The following is a 19,814-nucleotide window of genomic DNA, read 5'->3' as shown; positions in this document are numbered from 1 at the left end:
GTTATATAGCAGGGAACAGGCAACAGGCAACAGTGGGAAAAACATTGCCTAGTCTAAAACTCATCATTAGCATTGGACTTATACCATTTCTAAATAGTAATGCTATGTTTGATTACCATCTCCCCTACTCCCCTACTCCCTTACTCCCCTACTCTCCTACTCCCCACTTAGCAGGTCTTATCTCTCCTTGACTAAGACGACCCATATAATTTTGTAAATCCTTTGCTACTTGAGCGGATAAAAAATAGCCTCCCAAGATATTAGGAAAAGCCATCGAAATCAGAGTCGCATCACTAAAATCAATTACTGAAGAAGGGTTTGATACCGAACCAACAAAAGCAGCAACCAAAAACAAGATTTTGTAAATAATCAACCCTCTACCACCAGACAAATAATCCCAACAACGTTCGCCGTAGTAACTCCAAGAAATCATCGTGGAAAAGGCAAAACAGAAAACAGCGATCGCTAATAAAATGGGAAACCATGCCAAAACAGTACCAAAAGCAGCTGAAGTTAACTCTGCACCTTTCTTAGCTTCGCGCAAAGCAGCAAACTCATCTGCAATATATACCTTAGTAATCACAATTACCAAAGCAGTCATATTACATACCACAATAGTATCAATAAACGGCTCCAACAGTGCTACTAAACCCTCACGAATAGGTTCATCAGTTTTGGCCGCAGAGTGAGCGATCGCTGCCGAACCCACACCAGCTTCATTAGAAAAAGCGGAACGCTGAAAACCTTGAATAATTACGCCAATAATACCACCCTCTACTGCCTTGGGAACAAAAGCACCAGAGATAATAGTAGCGATCGCCCCAGGAATTTCTGTAATATTAACCAACAGAATAAATAAGGAAGCCAAAACATATAGCAAACACATCAAAGGTACAAGAGTACCTGCCACCATACCAATGCGTTGAATTCCACCAATAATTACTAATCCAACTAAAACTACCAGCACCAAACCATAACCCCAACTAGGCAAACCTGGCAATACATTAGCAACTGCACCGTAAGACTGATTGGCCTGGAACATATTAGCGCCACCGAAAGCAGCAGAAATGCACAAAATAGAGAATAGTACAGCTAACACCCGGCCAAAAGTCCTCTGTCCCATTTCTGCTAAACCTGCGGACAAATAACGCATTGGGCCACCAGAGATAGTACCGTCTGGTTGAACAATGCGATATTTTTGAGCCAAAGTACATTCCACAAATTTACTGGTCATGCCAAAAAAACCAGCAATTGTCATCCAGAATGCTGCACCAGGGCCACCGATACTCACAGCTACAGCTACACCTGCGATATTACCCAATCCTACTGTTCCAGACAATGCTGTTGCTAAAGCTTGAAAGTGAGAAACTTCTCCTTGGTCATTGGGGTCGTCATATTTTCCACGGACGATATCAATAGCGTGTTTAAAGGCTCGAATATTAATAAATTGCATTCGGATGGTGAAAAATATTGCACCTATAAGTAGCCATAAAACTATGAAGGGAAAGCCGCCGATTTTAAAGAAAAGAATACTAAATATTACACCTACGAAACTTGAAAAGGTTCGATCGATGGTTTGAATAAAAGTCTGTCCTGTTTCAGGTTCTTGGGCTAAGGCAACAGTTGGTATTAATAGAAATAGGAGTATATATAGCCAAGTTTGTCTTTTCATATTTTAATTTTACCTACTAATCATTTTTGTTGAATTAGACATTTATACCATTAATTTATAAATATTTCAGGCATATAGCATATAGAGGTCTGATTTTAGTCATACATAAAACATCTTGAAATTGGGAAATAGGGATAGGGAACAATTAATAATTAATAATTAATAATTAACAATTACCTCTTCTTTTCAAGGAGAGGATTGACGCGGAGTGTGAAAATTTTTTCTTTTTTCTTGGTCGATGGTCGGACAGCGAGGAGACCCGCTCTTGATAGAGTCACTGCCTCTTTCCTCCGGAGGAGGAGCTTTCCTATGGTCATGCTGCGCAAACGCTAACGCTTTACATGTTGCGGAGCAAAACGCCATCCCACCCTTAGGGAAGCTCCGAAGATCGACCGCTTTTCTTCTTTAAAGGAGAGGCTTTAAACCTTAATTATTCGGTAAGAGATTTTTTTGAGGAACAAGACTACGAAAAATGATTTATTTTGTGAATTTTACAACTCTATTGTTGTTCGATAAAATGGTTAAATAAAATGCTTATTTATTTTTCACATAATATATATTAATACTACTATATATAAGTAGGCAAGCCTTAATTAAAGGCAAAATAGAGAAGTAGTAAAAATTAACGCTCATAATTATTCCAGCTAGATTAAAAATTAATCTCATAGAGTCAGAATACCAAGAAATATTGAATTTTAGTCACGCTCTAAATGTTCTATTCTATGACGGATTAAATTAACAAATTACTAATTGGAAAATTACACTTAATTTGTTTGTTAATTATTTACATCAGATTTACTATGACTACAGTAATTCTAATCAAATCGATATAAATTTTAGTCAAATTGAGTACAAAAAGAACAAATTTATTGATTGATATAGTAATTTCATTTGAGTTGCGTAAAAAACCTGGTAGCTTTTAGGCAACAGGCAACAGGTAAGAAGGTTTCCCGGACTTTTTACTGTTAGTAAATAACCAACTCTTATTTGACATATCATTTAAAAACGCTATAGTCCTGCGCGCATAATGGTAGATGGGGATGAACAACGGCGCTTCATGGGAGAAAGATACGAGCAAGGGAGCAAGATGCTCCCACTGTTTTTGTCCTTGAGCAAAAAAATTACAATAGACCACCAATGAAAATGCACCACCACCTATTGATTTTATATTTATAGCAGTTGCCATTACTCTATTTAACACATCAAAAGGGCTTTGTTGCACAAAGGGAGAAATTACGGTAGAAAGATTCAGTAAGTGGTAAAAAAACCTGAACTAGGTACAGATGAGTAAGTCCAAGTCCAAGTCTTCCTATAGAGATAAGTAACTGGTCAGAATATAATGCTGCCTTAAAGCAAAGGGGAAGTCTAACATTTTGGCTATCTGAAGAAGTGATAGAACAGTGGCTCAACCTTGAAAAAACAGGGAGTCAGGGAGCATCCAACACCTATAGTGATGTGGCTATTGAACTAATGGCTACCCTGGGAGCTTTGTTTAGTTTGGCAGGACGGCAAACCGAGAGGTATGTGAGAATCTATATTTGGTTTGATGGAAATAGATTTACCAGTACCAGACCATAGCACTTTGTCTCGGCGCTTGAGTAAATTGACCATAGAAATACCAGTGAAGCCAACAACAGAGGCCATTCACCTGGTAGTAGACTCTACAGGGGTTAAAATATATGGTGAGGGAGAATGGAAAACCAGAATGGTAAAATTTAATTTTATCGGCATTGGTGATTTGAGGAACGAAATCAGTAATATCATGTCCGGTTGAACAGTTATAAAATAAATAACGACCGAGGAGGACCGAGTCAGGAGGGAAGAAAGAAGAAGGAGAAAGTTTTTTGGTCGCGTAAGCAGAACGGAGTTCTATCGCGTTATTATCCGGACATGATATAATTTAGGTAAATTAAGAGTCATTCAAAGATGGCAAAATTAGATGTTGTCTTTACTTAATTTCAGGAAAAGCACTTTTCTTTCTCCTGACTCCTGTACGGGTAAACGGCAGTTTGCCTCTACTGACTCCTGACTCCTAAATAATTAAAATTAATATCATACACTAATTCAGTAACGCCATTCGATCGAGGTTTACTTGAAAATTATGTGGCAACACGCAATTATCACGGGTGGTTCTAGTGGTATAGGTAAAGAAATAGCTAAACTACTTGCTACAGAAGGAAGCAATATATCAATTATTGCTCGTAACCCGAAAAAACTGGAGGCAGCAAGAGCGGAAATAACTGCTACTATTGTTAACCCAGAACAAAAAATTATTACTATCTCCACAGATGTTGCGCACCGGGAAGCAACAGAAACTGCTATACATCAAGCAGTCAAAGAAATAGGTACGCCAGATTTGTTGATTACTGCTGCTGGTATTTCTCACCCTGGTTATTTTCGAGAGTTGCCAATAGAAATTTTTGAACAGACTATGGCAATTAATTATTTTGGTTCCCTCTATTGCGTGCGGGCAGTTATACCAATGATGGAACAAGAAAAAAAAGGGCATATTGTGATGATTTCTTCTGGTGCTGGTTTGATTGGAATTTATGGTTATACTCCTTATTGCCCCAGTAAATTTGCCATTAGAGGTTTGGCAGAGTCTCTGCGTGGAGAGTTGAAATTGTCTGGAATTTCTGTTTCTGTAGTTTATCCGCCAGATACAGATACACCACAGTTGGAGGTAGAGAATAAAACTAAGCCTTTGGAAACTAAACGTATTACTGCAACTTCTGGAGTCTGGAGTGCTGAAGATATGGCTGTTGAAATTGTGCGGGGAATGAAGAAGAAAACTTTCGCGATCGCTCCTGGTTTGGAAATGACTTTGCTGGATAAACTTCATAGTTTATTGGCACCAATAATTCGGTGGTATATGGATTTAATTGTGGTTCAAACTTTAGGTAGTAGGGGTTCAACAATTAATAATGAATAATTACTTCTTATTTTCAAGGAGAGGAATTTTACCTTAATTATTCGATAAAGAATGGACAATTTATGTCCAACAGTGGGACAAAAAAGTTAATATTAGTTAAGCTTATATTTTTTTTCAAATATATTTGGAATTTAAACTGAATTTTCCCAAAAAAGTTCAAATGAGCTATTTAGGGGGAAAAATAGGGTGCGCTAGCACAGCAAAACGAAGTAATGGCGTTTTTTGGCCATTTATCAAAAGCATTGATATGTAAGGAATACATCAGTATTGATTTGAAGGAAGTTTTGGTGTATTTTTGAGGTAAGTAATTCGCTCTGCGTAGGTGCTTATTAAAATGATTTAACAAAGAGAATAAGAAAAAGTGAGTGGGAATGCGATCGCGCAGCTAAACGTAGTTATCGTGTCAGCAAAACATAGTTTGATCGCAATTTGCCCAAAATATGCTGTAATATCATGTCCGGTTGAATAGTGATAATTAAAGCTCGTAGTAGGGCTTTAGCCCTAAGCATAGATCTTTCTGGGGCTAAAGCCCTACTACAAACAAAAACTTTTTTATAACTAATTATCCGGACATGATATAACTTCTGCCTTCTGCCTTCATTTTAATTAGCCATAATAAATCAGCTATCTTTAGTCATCTAAAGATGACTTCTGCTGTGAGCCAAGAAATTTATTTCTTGGCGGATTGGTGGATGACAAAGCTACGCAACTTTATACCTGATGGCTCGCCAATCTCCTCAAGCCAACCTCCCCAAGCCAAGCCAAGCCAAGGATTGAAATCCTTGACTGATAGCTTAAGTCATCTAAAGATGAGTAGATTATCTATACCGTCTTTTTATATTGTGGTTAATTAGTGCAACCTGATATTATTTCTGATAACTGATAACTGATAACTGATAACTGATAACTGACCTACCCACGAACTAAACCACTGAAACCTGCTACCCAGAGGGATGTTAATATCCAACCAAAGATTATGTGAACCCATAGGTACCATCTTAATAAGCGACCTGCTTTTACTTTGAATAATATTAATGGAATTTCTTTACCTTTTTGAGAATTTGGCAGCCAATATGTTTGTTGATGTAGGTCAACTATGGGGATGAATGTGTCTAATGAATATAACCAGAAGTTAAATTCTGGATAGTCTATATCAATGGTTTTATTGTTAGGTTCTTCGGTATATGGGCTAATTTCTGAAGCTGGTGAAAATAGGCATTTATTATTTGATATTGAGTTGGAACAATTGTAATGACCTAAAGCAAATGAAGTCCACCCAATGGATATAAAAATAGAACTCCAAACTAAGGCTTTTGTAGGTTTATAGCCGTATGCAATTGTGATATCTAGAAAGTAATTCCAAAATTTACTTAATCTGTTGAGTTTTGGTCGAATGTCTCTTTCTTTATGAATTAATATTTCTGTCGCGGCATCTGGATCGCCTTCTTTTTTTAATACTTCGGCTAATTGTTCATAAGTTTGAGGAAAAAATTCTGGTTGAAGTCTCAGCCATTTGAGGCGGGTTTTGGCATCTTTTAGAACTTTTATATTATCGTCTGTTCCAAGTTTCTGATATATGAAACCATCAAGGTTTATATTGTTTTTTTGAGGCCAGCTTTCTTCGTCGTCTCGGAGGCGACCTATTCTGGCAAATTGTAGGTCGATTTTCATGTAGTGAGTTTCTATTCTTTGATTTTCTTTTTGAAGTAGTGATGCAATTGGATTGTTTTTTATATTTTTAATGAAAGGATATAGGAGGCGTAAATATAGGGGGAAAGTTACTTTTTCTTGTTTAATTTTTACCATACTTAATGTGTCGTCTACTCTGGCACTAACTAAATAAATGTTCCCTTCAAAAGTTCCTTTATCTAATAAAATATCTCCGTCAACATTGATTCCTTCGGCAGATAAAACATTTCCTTTTTCGTTGGAAAAGTTGCCTTGAGTGCAGTCAAGATTTCCTTTAATATTTGCTGCTGTTAAATCTACTTTGCCTTCAGCTTTGAAGCCATTGGTTAGACTGATGTTAGTTTTAACTTCTATATTCTGAGCATCGAGCGCGTATTTTTCTGGATTAGAGAAATGACCTTTGCGACAAAAGAGTTTGCCGCCAATATTAGCTCCAGATAGGCTGACTTCTCCCTCAGCCTTGAAATCATTACTTAGAAAAACAGATTCTTTGACTTCTATATTATTGGCAATAAGTGCATATTTTCCTTTATTAGAGAAATGACCTTGACGACAATCTAGTTCACCACCAATAGTAGCTCCAGATAGACTTACCCTACCCTCTGCCTTGAAACTTTCTCTCAGAAAGACAGAACCTTTGACTTCTATATTTTGAGCATTGAGCGCATATCCTTCTTTATTAGAGAAATGACCTTTAATACAAGAGAGTACACCACCAATAATAGCTCCAGATAGAATGACTTCTCCCTCAGCTTTGAAATCATCACTCAGAAAGACATTAGATTTAACTTCTATATTCTGAGCCACGAGCGCATATCCTTGTTGATTAGAGAAATGACCTCCATTACAAGAGAGTTGACCGCCAATAGTAGCTCCAGATAGATTGACTAGACCCTCTGCCTTGAAACTTTCTCTTAGAAAGACAGAACCTTTGACTTCTATATTCTCAGCAAAGAGCGCATATCCTTTTGGATTAGAGAAATGACCCATAATACAAACGAGTTTATCACCAATAATAGCTCCAGATAGATTGACTAGACCCTCAGCCTTAAAACAATTGCTCAGAAAGACAGAAGCTTTGACTTCTATACTCTCAGCATTGAGGGCAGTTTCTTCTTTATTAGAAAAATGACCTTGACTGCAATATAGTTGACCACCAATAGTAGCTCCAAATAGATTTACACTACCCTCAGCTTTGAAATCATCACTCAGAAAGACATTAGATTTGACTTCTATATTCTGAGCCACGAGCGCATATCCTTGTTGATTAGAGAAATGACCTCCATTACAAGAGAGTTGACCGCCAATAGTAGCTCCAGATAGATTGACTAGACCCTCTGCCTTGAAACTTTCTCTTAGAAAGACAGAACCTTTGACTTCTATATTCTCAGCAAAGAGCGCATATCCTTTTGGATTAGAGAAATGACCCATAATACAAACGAGTTTATCACCAATAATAGCTCCAGATAGATTGACTAGACCCTCAGCCTTAAAACAATTGCTCAGAAAGACAGAAGCTTTGACTTCTATACTTTCAGCAATAACTGCATCTTTTCCTGGATTAGAGAAATGACCATCACTACAGTTGAGTTGACCACCAATATTAGCTTCTAATAGAATGACTCTACCCTCAGCCTTGAAATCATTACCAAGAAAGACAGAACCTTTGACTTCTATATTCTGAATATTGAGCGCATCTTTTCCTGGATTAGAGAAATGACCATCACTACAGTCGAGTTGACCACCAATAGTAGCTTCAGATAGACTGACTCTACCCTCAGCTTTGAAACTTTCTCTCAGAAAGACATCAGTTTTAACTTCTATACTTTCAGCCAAGAGTGCATCTCCTTCTGGATTAGAGAAATGACCATCACTACAGTCGAGTAAACCAATAGTAGCTCCAGATAGAATGACTCTACCCTCAGCTTCAAAACCTTCTCTGAGAAAGACAGAATCTTTGACTTCTATACCCTGAGTAAAGAGTGCATCTCCTTCTGGATTAGAGAAATGACCATCACTACAGTCGAGTTGATCGCCAATAGTAGCTCCAGATAGACTGACTCTACCCTCAGCTTTGAAACCTTCTCTGAGAAAGACAGAACTTTTGACTTCCATTTTTTCAGCAATGAGTGCATCTTCTTCTGGATTAGAAAAATGACTTTTAATACAATCAACTTGACCACCAATAGTAGCTCCAGATAGATTTACCTCACCCTTACTCTGAAAGTCATTGTGCAGATATAAATTGCCCCTAACTTCAATCAACTCAGCATCAATTCCAACAACATGACTACCATCAAACTTGACTTCTTCTACCTTTGCTCCCTTCAGAATAATTTTTTCTGTAAAAACACATTCTGTGAAATACAATAAACTTTCAAACTTAACAAACTCAAGATTTAACTCCCCCGAAATCTTAGCTCCACAAACCTTTAAACCATGATTAGTAAAATATTTAAAAGCTTCCACATCCGTACATAACAACTCAATAAACTTAGCCGATAATATCCGCTTTTCTCCCCATGATTCTGCTGTAGCTGGATTATTAATTTCCTTTTCTTTAGCGATCGCTGCTAATAACTGTTTTAACTGTTCTGGGTGTTCTAACTTTTCTAACTCCTTTAACTTTTCTAAACCTAAATCTTCCAAATCTTCTAATTTTTCTACATCCTCTAACTGTTTTAACTGTTCTTTTAACAGTTCTAAATCTAACCCTTCCTTAAGCAAATTAAGTTCTGGAGATTTAACTTGATAATCAGCTACCTCTCCTTTAACAATAGCCTTTAATAACTTTTGCTCAACAGAAGTAAGTGTTATTCTGTACCTCTGCTTTGCTAATGCAATAAAACTTTTAAATTTGTCGGTCATAGTTTTTCAGATTTTAGGAATGCCGTTGATATTATATAAAAAAAGCAGGTCAAGGAGGACAAACGACTGCCCCGATAATTCACACCACGGCAAAACCTGTAAATTGTCGAACATAAGGCGCTCGAAATCCCAAAACAATATCTGATGAGGGTACTCCCAATTCTACTAATTGATGAGCTAATCCTATTTCGGTAAAATCGCGCTGAATCCAAATTTTTCCATCCTTAATATCGATATGAATTGGGCATCCATACATTCGCTCTTCATCACGCCATCCCACATACAACAACAAATAGCGGTCTCGTTCTAAGTCGAAAACTATTTCAGTTGTTTCCATATCTTCCTCAGAATGTTCGTGAGCGTGTTGATTGATAATTTTCTGAACTAATTCGCGATAATCTAGTTTTTCCATAACGTTATCTCCTCCTTTTGAATATGAAAGACCAACAATTTTATTTGATATCTTTCTAGCACAGTTTGGACAAACGAATCTGAAAAAAAATCTTGATAAATATCTGTAGGTACAGCCAGATAAAGCACTCGCTCTGAAGCCAATTTTTCTAATGCTAAACGATAGTTAAGAAATTGACCGACAGCTAGATGGAATTCAGAAACTACAGACCTGCCAACAAAGCTTTTTATTTCTACTGCTATCTTTTGAGTAGCCTTTTTAGCCACAATAAACTTTTCTGCCTCCAGGTCTATATTAATCTTAAATTGTTTAGTTAGCTTAATAAATAGAGGATCGTTAGTAATTTTCTATCCATCTTTTTCTAAAGCGGTTCGGACTGTATCGTGAAAGATATCTTTTGCTGACATAATTAAAGTTATTTTTTAATTATTTTCAATTTTCTCATAAATTTCTCTATTATTAATTATCCAAATTTGATATTAGTTGTCTCAGTTATTTGATTTTTGAGGAAAACTTCAGCTCCCATTTTTGTTGTTCAACTTGAGCTAACTTTAAATTATCAAAAATATCTTCACGTCTTTCTTCACGAATATATTGCTTTAACAATAATTGATTTTTTTGCTTTTCATCCACGGAAAGACTTTTGATTAGCTTAAGCACATCATTAAATGTCATAATTTTTCAGACCTCATCATACTAAATCAATTTTATACCATTAAGTATTTAGGTTAGGACATTTATAAACCCCCAAACTCATGCAGAGATTATTTTTGACTTTTTACTTTTTAATTTTGACTTCGCGTAGCGCTATATTATCATCAAAAATCTCAATTAATATTATCTAGAATCTCTGAAATATGCAGAACAAATTCGCGTCTATGGCACTGTACAAGGTATCGGTTTTCGCTCTATTATTATCCCATTCTTAAATTTTACATTTCAAAAGTTGTCGCAGAAAATAGAGCAGAGCATTACACTCCTGTTTTGCCCTCGGTTCTAAACAGGCAGTAATATGCTGATATGTAACTGCATGATGTAAAGCACATAAGGGTTTGGCTAATTTCCAAGCTTCTAGTAAATGTGGCTTTGATTCATAAATTTCCCATTGGCTTAAGTATTCATCTCGCAAACTGCTTAAGGATGATAAAAAAGGTTTTTTCTTCTGGGGAAAAAACAATGGGAACATATCAAATAAAGGATGAGAAATACAGCTATCCGTCCAATCAAAAATGAGATATTTATTGTTATGCAAAGCAACATTTCCTAAATGCAAGTCTTCATAAACTAATGTTGGGGGTATTTTATATTCTGCCAGTTGAGAACATAATTTTTTCAGATGTGGAGCAAGTGTTTGTAGTTTCTGAATCCTTACGTTTATTTTAATTGAGATAGAACATTTTTATCGTTAAATAAAACATCTATTTTAGTTGATAATTTTTCCAAACGTCGGTCTAAACATCCGATATTCAATAAATTATCAATATGCTGAATTGATTTGATTTGTATTTGAGCGAGTAAACGGTAAATGTCTTTTTGTAGTTTGATGGATGAATTTCGACCAATAGGTTCCCCAAAATCAGCTAATAACATCCAGTGACGCTCAGAATTTATATTAAGGACAGTAGGAATATGTTGGGGAAATAAATTTTCTAATTCTGTTGTGACTAATGGTTCGTTACAAAAAAGAGGTAGTGTAGAAGCTTGCTTGAAATAAATATTTCCGGCTGTGGTATTAACCCGCAATACATAAGATATACCCCAACTTTTGATAAATTATACGGAATAAAGTTGTTGATAATTTAATTCTAATAATTGCTCCTCAATCCATTTTTGGGCAGAGTATAACCAACCTTTTCTAGCCCAAGGTGGACGTAGTTCTAGAACTTCACTACTTTCAATTTCTGTTAAATATTCTTGGATAACTGATTTATGTTCTGGTAATTTTAGAGATATATTTTTCAAAGTTTCAAGGTCAACCCAAGAAGCATCTTTGAATTTTTCTATAAGCTCTTTTTTCAAATAATTATGTTCCAGTACATATATTGTGTGAATTTCATATTTAGATTTATCGTCATAATTATGAGCGTAATATAAAATGTTTGCCGAAATTCCAAGTTCTTTTTCAATTACTTTTTGAATAGTTGCAAAATCACTAGGGTGTATATCTTCATTTATACAAATATTGGGTAAAAACCAAGTATTTTCATCATCGGATAGCATCAAAATTTTAGCTTCAGTGGGATGGGGTAAAATTGCATAGAAATGAAATTTCCAACGCTGGAAAAATCTGTTGAATATCTGATTGATGCTTGACAATAATATTATCATTTTCTAGACTTCATCACACCATACAAACTTTATCAGTTATTATAAGCATTCAGCAATTAGCTGTCAGCTGTCAGCTCTCATGATAAGGTTTACAGCACTTTTTAGGATAGTGAGGTACAGTTTGAAAATTAATCTTTTTTTTCCCTACTCCCAAATTCCCCTCCTGGGAGGGGTTAGGGGTGGGTTCCTACTCCCTAAAGTCCTAAAATTTTGTACCTCATCAACTCCAAAACTGCTGTAAATGAATATAGACTTTAAAGCCAATTTTTGTAGTAAGTATAAATTAAGTATAAATTTTGACTCAATTATTAAAGCTTTTATCTAAAAATAAAAGCAATAGCTGTTTGCGTAGCATCCCGCAGGGAAGTGCTGATCGCTGACGGCTGTTTGCGCAGCATTCCGTAGGAAATGCTTACATTAAAAATTATCATAATTATTATCCATAATGTCTGAAATAACAGAAGAAATTCGAGTTTATGGCACCGTGCAAGGTGTCGGTTTTCGCCCTACTGTCTACCGCATTGCTAAAACATTGGGGTTGCGCGGTGAAGTTAGTAATGATGGACAAGGTGTATTAATCAAAGTTGTAGGCGATCGCTCAACCATTGACGAATTTATCAAAAAAATACATTCTGAACGCCCTCTCCTGGCAAACATCGAAACTATCACTAGACACCAACTACCTAACCAAAATTTCGCGGATTTTATCATTGCCCCCAGCACCACTAATACAGTTCGTACCCAAATAGCTCCCGATGCTGCCACCTGCTCCATGTGCAAAAGCGAAATATTCGACCCCATGAGTCGCTGGTATCGCTACCCATTCACTAACTGTACCCACTGCGGACCTCGTCTGAGTATTATCAAAAAATTACCTTACGACCGCAAAAATACTACTATGGCAAATTTTCACCTTTGCCCGGAATGTCAGGAAAACTATTCCGAACCACTTAACCGTCGCTTCCACGCTCAACCTACCGCTTGTCATGTTTGCGGACCGAAAGCTTGGTTAGAAAGAGCGGATGGTAAACCTGTAACTGCTGATATGTTTTCAATGTTGGATGATGTGGATGCGGTCTGTACTCTCATCCAACGAGGAATGATAGTTGCTATTAAAGGGTTAGGCGGTTTTCATCTTGCTTGCGATGCCACTAATGAGGAGGCGGTGCAAAAGTTACGTCATCGCAAACGCCGTCCGGATAAACCTCTGGCTTTGATGGCGCGGGATATAGAGGTAATTTCTGAATATTGTCATATTACTGATGCGGAACAGAAATTATTGGAAAGTGTTGCTGCTCCTATTGTGTTGTTGCAGAAAACTATTGTACAACAGTTAGCACCTAGTGTTGCACCAGGACAAAATACTCTAGGTTTTATGCTTCCGTATACGCCACTGCATCATTTAGCGTTGCGTCGTTTAAATGTTCCCATAGTATTAACAAGTGGCAATTTTTCTGACGAACCTCAGTGTATTGATAATGAAGAAATGCGGGAAAAACTATCAGAAATTGCTGATTATTTTTTAATACATAATCGCCCTATTTTTAATCGGGTTGATGATTCTGTAGTGCGAGTTATTAAGGAAGTTCCTCAAGTTCTTCGTCGTGCCCGTGGTTATGCACCAGCACCGATTAATTTACCCCCAGGATTTGCAAATATTTCTCCGATTTTGGCTATGGGGAGTGAATTGAAAAATACCTTTTGTTTGTTGCGTGATGGGCAAGCTATTTTGTCTCAACATATTGGGGATTTGGAAAATAATTTGGCTGCTACAGCTTATGAAAAAACTTTAAATCTTTTTTTGGGTTTATTGGAGGCTGAACCGAATACAATTGTTGTGGATAAACACCCGGAATATTTATCAACAAAACTGGGAAAAGATTTGGCTGTAGGTAATGATTTAAAATTGATTGAAGTGCAGCATCATCATAGTCATATCGCAGCTTGTATGGCAGAAAATGGTTTAGATATTGATTGTAAACCAGTTTTAGGAATTGCTTTGGATGGGTTGGGTTATGGAGAGGATGGAAGTATTTGGGGCGGAGAATTTTTATTGGCAGATTATCGCGGGTTTGAAGGTTTAGGAACTTTTAAACCTGTGGCAATGATTGGAGGAGAAAAAGCTATTTATCAACCTTGGCGCAATACTTATGCTCATTTAGTAACTGCTTTTGGTTTAGATTTTCTTAAGGATTACGAAGATTTAGAATTATTTAATTTTTTCCAAACAAAACCTCTGGCCACCTTAAATCAAATGATGGAAAAAGGGATTAATTCTCCCCTAGCTTCTTCTTGCGGGCGGTTATTTGATGCTGTGGCTGCTGCGATTGGTATTTGTCGAGAATTTTGTAGTTATGAAGGCCAAGCAGCGATAGATTTAGAAGCTTTAGCAACAGAGTATTTATTAAATGATGCTAAAGAAATAGAAGGTTATCAATTTAATATGCTCAAGTTAGAGAAAGATAGTAAATTCCCTCTTACTTATCTGGTGCCACAGCCAATGTGGCAATCCTTACTGATAGACATAAAACAAAGTGCTTCTCCGGCTCTGATGGCAGCGAGGTTTCATCAAGGATTAGCGATCGCTATTTCTGAGATGGTGGCTGAGTTACATCAGAGTTGTGAGTTTAATCAAGTGGCTTTGAGCGGTGGGGTATTTCAAAATAAGTTGTTGCTTTCTGGAGTGAGCGATCATCTAATTAAAATGGGCTTGGAAGTGTTGACTCATAGTCAGGTTCCACCTAATGATGGCGGTTTATCTCTGGGTCAAGTTGTTATTGCTGCGGCTAGAATGGGAGTGCAAGACAAGGATTTTGCCACGGATGCGCGGATTTGAAAAAATTTTGATTAGTGAGCGATCGTCTAATTAAAATGGGGTTGGAAGTGTTGACTCACAGTCAAGTTCCACCTAATGATGGTGGTTTATCTCTGGGTCAAGTTGTTATTGCTGTGGCAGGGAGTAGGGAGTAGGGGAGCAGGGGAGTAGGGGAGTAGGGAGGTAAAATTAAAATATTACCTACACTATATTTATGCACTCTCTAGCAACTCAAAAATGGATAAAAAAATTTGTTTTGATTTTAATTAAACGTTGATTAATTTAAGAAAAATGTGTTTAGGAATTCCTGGTCAAATTATTGAAATAACGGATATTGTCAATAAATTGGCAACAGTTAATATTAGTGGGGTGAAACGAGAGGTGAATATTGCCTGCATAGTTGATGAAGAACATCCGGTTGAGTCTTGTGTTGGTGACTGGGTGTTAGTTCATGTTGGTTTTGCCATGAACCGTTTGGATGAAGAAGAGGCAGTAGAAACTTTGAAATTATTGCAGGAAGTTGCTGCGGTAATGAATTAAAACGTAGGTTGGGTTGAGTCCGCGAAACCCAACATATTTGGTCTATATATTTATTATTTATTATTAGGTTGGGTTGAAGCAGAAAGAAGCAGGATATCTATTATTTAGGAGTTGCACAGTGACGAATTATTTTAGGTTTTTGATGAAAATGATTTTGGATTTGATAATTCCTAGAATGATTAATTAATGGTTTTTTGAGTCAAAGTCTAAACTAATTTTTGGCGATATCATTCCATAATGTGCAACCCCATTATCTATATGTATATATAGCAATCAGGAATCAGATGTGACAATTTTATTACTTCGGTATTTCCCATTCCCTGTTCCCTAAAAATCTACTTTTACGACTTTTCGCTGTTCACTGCTATAGATATTTGTTGGGTGGCGCTACCGCTTAACCCAACCTACGGTGTTTTATACGAGATTTCAATTTTATTTATTTATATTAGGAGAAAATATATGAAATACGTTAAAGAATTTCGCGACCCCCACAAAGTGCAAGGTTTAGTTAAAGAAATTGATGAACTCAGCAAAAAATTAGGATACAATAGCGATCGCCCACTCAAAATCATGGAAGTTTGTGGTGGTCACACTCACTCTATTTTCAAATATGGCATTGAGGAAGTTTTACCTAATAATGTCGAACTAATACATGGCCCTGGATGTCCAGTTTGCGTGATGCCAAGAGGTAGATTAGATGACGCGATCGCTCTGGCGGAAAAACCCAACGTTATTTTTACAACTTTCGGCGATGCGATGCGGGTGCCGGGTTCTCAAAAAAGTTTGTTGCAGGCAAAAGCTCAAGGTGCAGATATTCGGATGGTTTATTCGCCCCTGGATAGTTTGAAGATAGCAAAGGAAAACCCAGAAAAAGAGATAATTTTCTTTGGTTTAGGTTTTGAAACTACTGCTCCCAGTGCAGCTTTAACTATTTTGCAAGCAGAAACGGAAGGTATTGAAAACTTTAGTATTTTCAGCAACCATGTTTTGGTTGTACCTGCTCTAGAAGCATTACTGAGTAACCCAGATTTGGAATTACAAGGTTTTGTTGGACCTGGTCATGTGAGTATGGTTATTGGTACTGAACCCTACCGGGTGATTTCCGAAAAATATCAGAAACCTTTGGTAGTATCAGGATTTGAACCTCTGGATATTTTGCAATCTATTTGGATGTTGCTGCAACAAATGCTGGAAGGTCGTTGTGAGGTAGAAAACCAATATAGTCGCGTGGTTAAAGAAGGAGGTAATAAGGTCGCACTGGAAGCAATGGGCAAAGTATTTGAAGTGCGGGATAAGTTTGAGTGGCGTGGTTTAGGAGACATTCCTGAGTCTGGGTTAAAAATTACTGATGCTTATGGCTGTTTTGATGCCGAAATTAAATTTTGTGTGCCTAACAAAAAAGTTGCTGATGCTAAAGCTTGCCAATGTGGGGAAATTCTCAAAGGTGTTTTGAAACCTTGGCAATGTAAAGTATTTGGTACTGCTTGTACTCCAGAAAATCCTATTGGCACTTGTATGGTTTCCTCAGAAGGTGCTTGTGCTGCCTATTATAAATATGGAAGGTTGTTTAAGAAGGAAGAGGGAAGAAGGAAGAAGGAAGAAGATAAGGTATTTAGTTTGAATATGAAATAAGGAAAAGTAAGGGTGCATCTCAATTTTGAATAAAGCCAAAAAATTATCACTTTTAGGCAACAGGCAACAGGCAACAGGGAATAGGGAATAGGGAATAGGGAATAGATAAGAAAAAAGTATTTTTGCAAATATGAGATGCACAAAAGTAATATAGAATAGGGGAAAAAGGTGTAAATTTGTTCCCATATTCACCATCTTCCCATCTCTTTATATTGAAGTACATAAATAGACATCTGGTGATCATAAAAAATCAAATCAATTATCACACAGAAATTATCAATTATTTCCCCCTACTGCCTACTCCCTACTGCCTACTCCCTCTTTTCTAGAGATGCCTAATAGATCCCATAATTCTATATATATTAGTTTAGTAAAATAGAAGGAAAAAATTATGCCATTTATAACAATTCAAATTGCTGACGGTCATTCCGTTGAATTAAAACGCAAACTAGCAAAAGCTGTCACTGATACTGTTGTTTCTACTTTAGGAACAAAACCAGAATGGGTAACAGTTCATATCGACGAGTTTAGTCGAGAAAATTGGGCAGTTGGCGGTCAACTTCATATTGATAAACATCCCGGTCGTCATGCAGAAAAAGTAGAAAAAAATAATTAACTTGCCTGTAAAAAGTTGACGGTTAATTTGAAAAAGTAAGCAATTAATTCGTAAGCATTCAGCCGTCAGCTATCAGCTATCAGCTATCAGCTATTGCTTTTAGTTTACTATCAAAGCTTTATTAATTATCTTACTATAAAAGTAGGCTTCCTTGACCTTAAAGTCTATTTTAATTTAAACAATGTCCTTAAGGAGAAAGTCTTGTTGCTGTTAACGCAGTTCCTCCGGAGGAGGCTAGCTGAAAGCTAATAGCTGTTTGCGCAGCATTCCACAGGAAATGCTTACATTAATTCTTTTCAAATTACCGTCTAAAAATTATGCTGAATCAAGAAATAGTAATCAGAGAAGCAGTTCCCAGTGACATAAAAATAATTATGGAATTGCTGTATCTAAAAGCAGAATTTGATGGTTGCCCCGAATCTCTTAAAGCAACAACTGAAAAACTAAATAACGATTTATTCGGCACAACTCCCCTTACTTCTATTTTATTAGCAGAAGTAGGGGGTAAAGCTGTAGGTTTCGCTAGTTATCATCGAATTTATTCTACATTTTTAGCTAAACCTGGAATTTGGCTAGATGATTTGTATTTAAAAGCAGAATACCGAGGTCAAAAAATTGGTAAAGCTTTAATGACTCGTCTGTATCAAATAGCTGAAGAAACAGGTTGCGGTAGAGTTGATTGGACTGTAAATATTAATAACTCTCAAGGCATTAACTTCTATGAAAAAATGGGAGCAAAGATAATAGAAAAGGTGAGATTATGTCGTCTGGAAATTCATTGAAGAAGGAAAGCACGACAAGGATTTGGAAACGGATGCACGGATGATTCGTAATTTAGATTGAGAAAAAGTTAGTAAAGCTCAATCTACAGATAAAATCTTTGATTAAGGCTACTTGAAAAAATATGACAGAATAATATTTATGTTTCTTTCTTGTCAAATCTAATTTAACATTAGTCTATGACAAATCAACTAGAGTCTTCTAATTGAAAATTTGAAAAAAATACTATTATAAATATACGATTGAATTTAAAAATCAGCAATCTTAATAAAATTAATATTTAATATGACAAACTCTACTTCCAACGAACCTACTCAACATTCTTTATTTAAAAAAATCGAACAAGCGCGACGTCGTCCGACAAAAGTGCGCGACACCAACATTACTCTCGCTCACGGTAGCGGTGGTAAAGCAATGCGCGACCTTATAGAAGATATTTTTGTCGGCAACTTTGACAACGCCACCCTATCTCAACTAGAAGACCAAGCAACATTTGACCTGGCAACTTTTACTGCTCAAGGAGACAGACTTGCTTTTACCACCGACTCCTATGTAGTTGACCCCATATTTTTTCCTGGAGGCAATATTGGCGAACTTGCAGTCAACGGTACTGTTAACGATCTAGCGATGAGTGGAGCAAAACCTTTATATCTCTCCTGCGGAATGATTATTGAGGAAGGTTTTCCCGTTGACTCCCTGCGCGAAATAGCAAAAAGTATGAAAGTTGCAGCAGATGTCGCCGGGGTGAAAATTGTCACTGGAGACACAAAAGTTGTTCACCGAGGTGCTGCGGATAAATTATTTATCAATACTGCGGGGGTAGGTGTAATTCGTTCTGGTGTTTCTATTTCTGCCCAAAATCTCCAACCAGGGGATGCCGTTATTGTGAATGGTTATCTTGGAGACCATGGAGCAGCTATTACGATCGCTCGTGGAGACTTAGCTCTGGCAACAGAAGTCAAAAGCGATACTCAACCTTTGAATGGTTTGGTCGATACTATTCTCGATGTTTGTCCGGAAGTTAGGGCAATGCGAGATGCTACCCGTGGTGGTGTAGCAACAGTATTAAATGAATTTGCCATGAGTTCAGAAGTAGGGATACGACTTTTTGAATCTTCCCTACCAGTGCGGGAAGAGGTGCAGGGAGTCTGTGAAATTCTCGGTCTCGACCCTTTATATTTTGCCAATGAAGGTAAGTTAGTGACGGTGGTGCCAGGAGAAAAAGCGGAAACTGTTTTGGCAGCAATGAAATCTCATCCTACAGGTATTGATGCTGCTATTGTTGGGGAAGTTATTGTTTCTCCTCCGGGAATTTTGTTGTTGCAAACCACCTTTGGAACCGAGCGTATTGTGGATATGTTGGTGGGAGACCAACTGCCGAGAATTTGTTAAGAAGGAGCAAGACAAGGATTTTTTCACGGATGTAGGGATGATCGAAATTTTGTAGGGGTAATGTCTCCAAACCCTCCTACTTATAAAAGTTAAAAGTCAGATTTTATAGACTAAAAACTTTGAGAGTCGCTCAAAAAA

General features: G+C 36.9%; 19 protein-coding genes. 10 read left to right on the top strand and 9 right to left on the bottom strand.

Translation table 11 applies throughout. The annotated features are described in order from the left end of the window. Window positions 1-148 precede the first annotated feature (148 nt). Window positions 149-1,672 carry a sodium:alanine symporter family protein gene (locus tag F6K06_RS21695; RefSeq protein ID WP_124144205.1) on the bottom strand — a complete coding sequence of 508 codons (1,524 nt, stop codon included), beginning with the start codon at window positions 1,670-1,672 and terminating at the stop codon, window positions 149-151. A 919-nt stretch (window positions 1,673-2,591) separates the two neighbouring features. Continuing rightward, window positions 2,592-2,858, bottom strand: a complete 267-nt coding sequence (locus F6K06_RS21690; protein WP_124144206.1) for a hypothetical protein — start codon at window positions 2,856-2,858, stop codon at window positions 2,592-2,594. A gap of 125 nt (window positions 2,859-2,983) precedes the next feature. Between F6K06_RS21690 and F6K06_RS21685 the strand changes: the two genes are divergently transcribed. The 3 genes from F6K06_RS21685 to F6K06_RS21675 all read left to right on the top strand — a co-directional run bounded on the left by F6K06_RS21685 (window position 2,984) and on the right by F6K06_RS21675 (window position 4,604). Beyond that, window positions 2,984-3,250, top strand: coding sequence for a transposase (locus F6K06_RS21685; RefSeq protein ID WP_124144207.1), 267 nt, complete (start codon window positions 2,984-2,986; stop codon window positions 3,248-3,250). Then, window positions 3,219-3,446, top strand: coding sequence for a transposase (locus tag F6K06_RS21680; protein WP_124144208.1), 228 nt, complete (start codon window positions 3,219-3,221; stop codon window positions 3,444-3,446). Before F6K06_RS21685 ends, F6K06_RS21680 begins: the two co-directional genes overlap by 32 nt. Before the next feature lie 327 nt (window positions 3,447-3,773). Continuing rightward, window positions 3,774-4,604, top strand: coding sequence for an SDR family oxidoreductase (locus F6K06_RS21675; RefSeq protein ID WP_124144209.1), 831 nt, complete (start codon window positions 3,774-3,776; stop codon window positions 4,602-4,604). Between the two features lie 912 nt (window positions 4,605-5,516). Here F6K06_RS21675 and F6K06_RS21670 read toward each other — a convergent pair. The 7 genes from F6K06_RS21670 to F6K06_RS21640 all read right to left on the bottom strand — a co-directional run bounded on the left by F6K06_RS21670 (window position 5,517) and on the right by F6K06_RS21640 (window position 11,901). Further along, window positions 5,517-9,161: a hypothetical protein gene (locus tag F6K06_RS21670; RefSeq protein WP_287243298.1), complete on the bottom strand. Its 3,645-nt coding sequence runs from the start codon at window positions 9,159-9,161 to the stop codon at window positions 5,517-5,519. A gap of 79 nt (window positions 9,162-9,240) precedes the next feature. Then, the gene (locus tag F6K06_RS21665) at window positions 9,241-9,573 is read right to left on the bottom strand and encodes a XisI protein (protein WP_287243297.1); all 333 of its coding nucleotides are present in this window, start codon (window positions 9,571-9,573) and stop codon (window positions 9,241-9,243) included. Next, window positions 9,561-9,917, bottom strand: a complete 357-nt coding sequence (locus tag F6K06_RS21660) for an element excision factor XisH family protein (protein ID WP_287243312.1) — start codon at window positions 9,915-9,917, stop codon at window positions 9,561-9,563. Before F6K06_RS21660 ends, F6K06_RS21665 begins: the two co-directional genes overlap by 13 nt. A gap of 148 nt (window positions 9,918-10,065) precedes the next feature. Further along, window positions 10,066-10,248, bottom strand: a complete 183-nt coding sequence (locus tag F6K06_RS21655) for a hypothetical protein (protein WP_287243296.1) — start codon at window positions 10,246-10,248, stop codon at window positions 10,066-10,068. Between the two features lie 250 nt (window positions 10,249-10,498). Continuing rightward, entirely contained in the window at window positions 10,499-10,939 is a 441-nt protein-coding gene (locus F6K06_RS21650) for a phosphotransferase (RefSeq protein WP_287243311.1), read from the bottom strand. 8 nt (window positions 10,940-10,947) lie between these two features. Then, window positions 10,948-11,316, bottom strand: a complete 369-nt coding sequence (locus F6K06_RS21645; protein WP_124144212.1) for a hypothetical protein — start codon at window positions 11,314-11,316, stop codon at window positions 10,948-10,950. A 30-nt stretch (window positions 11,317-11,346) separates the two neighbouring features. Continuing rightward, window positions 11,347-11,901, bottom strand: a complete 555-nt coding sequence (locus F6K06_RS21640; RefSeq protein ID WP_287243295.1) for a hypothetical protein — start codon at window positions 11,899-11,901, stop codon at window positions 11,347-11,349. A gap of 445 nt (window positions 11,902-12,346) precedes the next feature. Between F6K06_RS21640 and hypF the strand changes: the two genes are divergently transcribed. From hypF to hypE, 7 genes are all read left to right on the top strand, one after another. Further along, window positions 12,347-14,737 carry a carbamoyltransferase HypF gene (hypF, locus tag F6K06_RS21635; protein ID WP_124144214.1) on the top strand — a complete coding sequence of 797 codons (2,391 nt, stop codon included), beginning with the start codon at window positions 12,347-12,349 and terminating at the stop codon, window positions 14,735-14,737. A gap of 14 nt (window positions 14,738-14,751) precedes the next feature. Further along, window positions 14,752-14,871, top strand: a complete 120-nt coding sequence (locus tag F6K06_RS34615) for a hypothetical protein (protein WP_375339364.1) — start codon at window positions 14,752-14,754, stop codon at window positions 14,869-14,871. A 136-nt stretch (window positions 14,872-15,007) separates the two neighbouring features. Then, window positions 15,008-15,256 (top strand): HypC/HybG/HupF family hydrogenase formation chaperone, encoded by a 249-nt coding sequence (locus F6K06_RS21630; RefSeq protein WP_124144215.1) that lies wholly within the window; start codon window positions 15,008-15,010, stop codon window positions 15,254-15,256. 459 nt (window positions 15,257-15,715) lie between these two features. Then, window positions 15,716-16,888: a hydrogenase formation protein HypD gene (hypD, locus tag F6K06_RS21625; RefSeq protein WP_124144216.1), complete on the top strand. Its 1,173-nt coding sequence runs from the start codon at window positions 15,716-15,718 to the stop codon at window positions 16,886-16,888. Between the two features lie 391 nt (window positions 16,889-17,279). Further along, window positions 17,280-17,504: a 4-oxalocrotonate tautomerase family protein gene (locus tag F6K06_RS21620; RefSeq protein ID WP_124144217.1), complete on the top strand. Its 225-nt coding sequence runs from the start codon at window positions 17,280-17,282 to the stop codon at window positions 17,502-17,504. A 317-nt stretch (window positions 17,505-17,821) separates the two neighbouring features. Beyond that, the gene (locus tag F6K06_RS21615) at window positions 17,822-18,286 is read left to right on the top strand and encodes a GNAT family N-acetyltransferase (protein ID WP_124144218.1); all 465 of its coding nucleotides are present in this window, start codon (window positions 17,822-17,824) and stop codon (window positions 18,284-18,286) included. 283 nt (window positions 18,287-18,569) lie between these two features. Continuing rightward, the gene (hypE, locus tag F6K06_RS21610) at window positions 18,570-19,676 is read left to right on the top strand and encodes a hydrogenase expression/formation protein HypE (RefSeq protein WP_124144219.1); all 1,107 of its coding nucleotides are present in this window, start codon (window positions 18,570-18,572) and stop codon (window positions 19,674-19,676) included. The last annotated feature ends 138 nt before the right edge of the window (window positions 19,677-19,814 follow it).

The sequence above is a fragment of the Okeania sp. SIO1H4 genome (genome assembly GCF_010672695.1).
Lineage (GTDB): Bacteria > Cyanobacteriota > Cyanobacteriia > Cyanobacteriales > Microcoleaceae > Okeania > Okeania hirsuta.
Note: the sequence above shows the minus strand (reverse complement) of the source record. Positions and strands in the feature narration are given on the sequence as shown.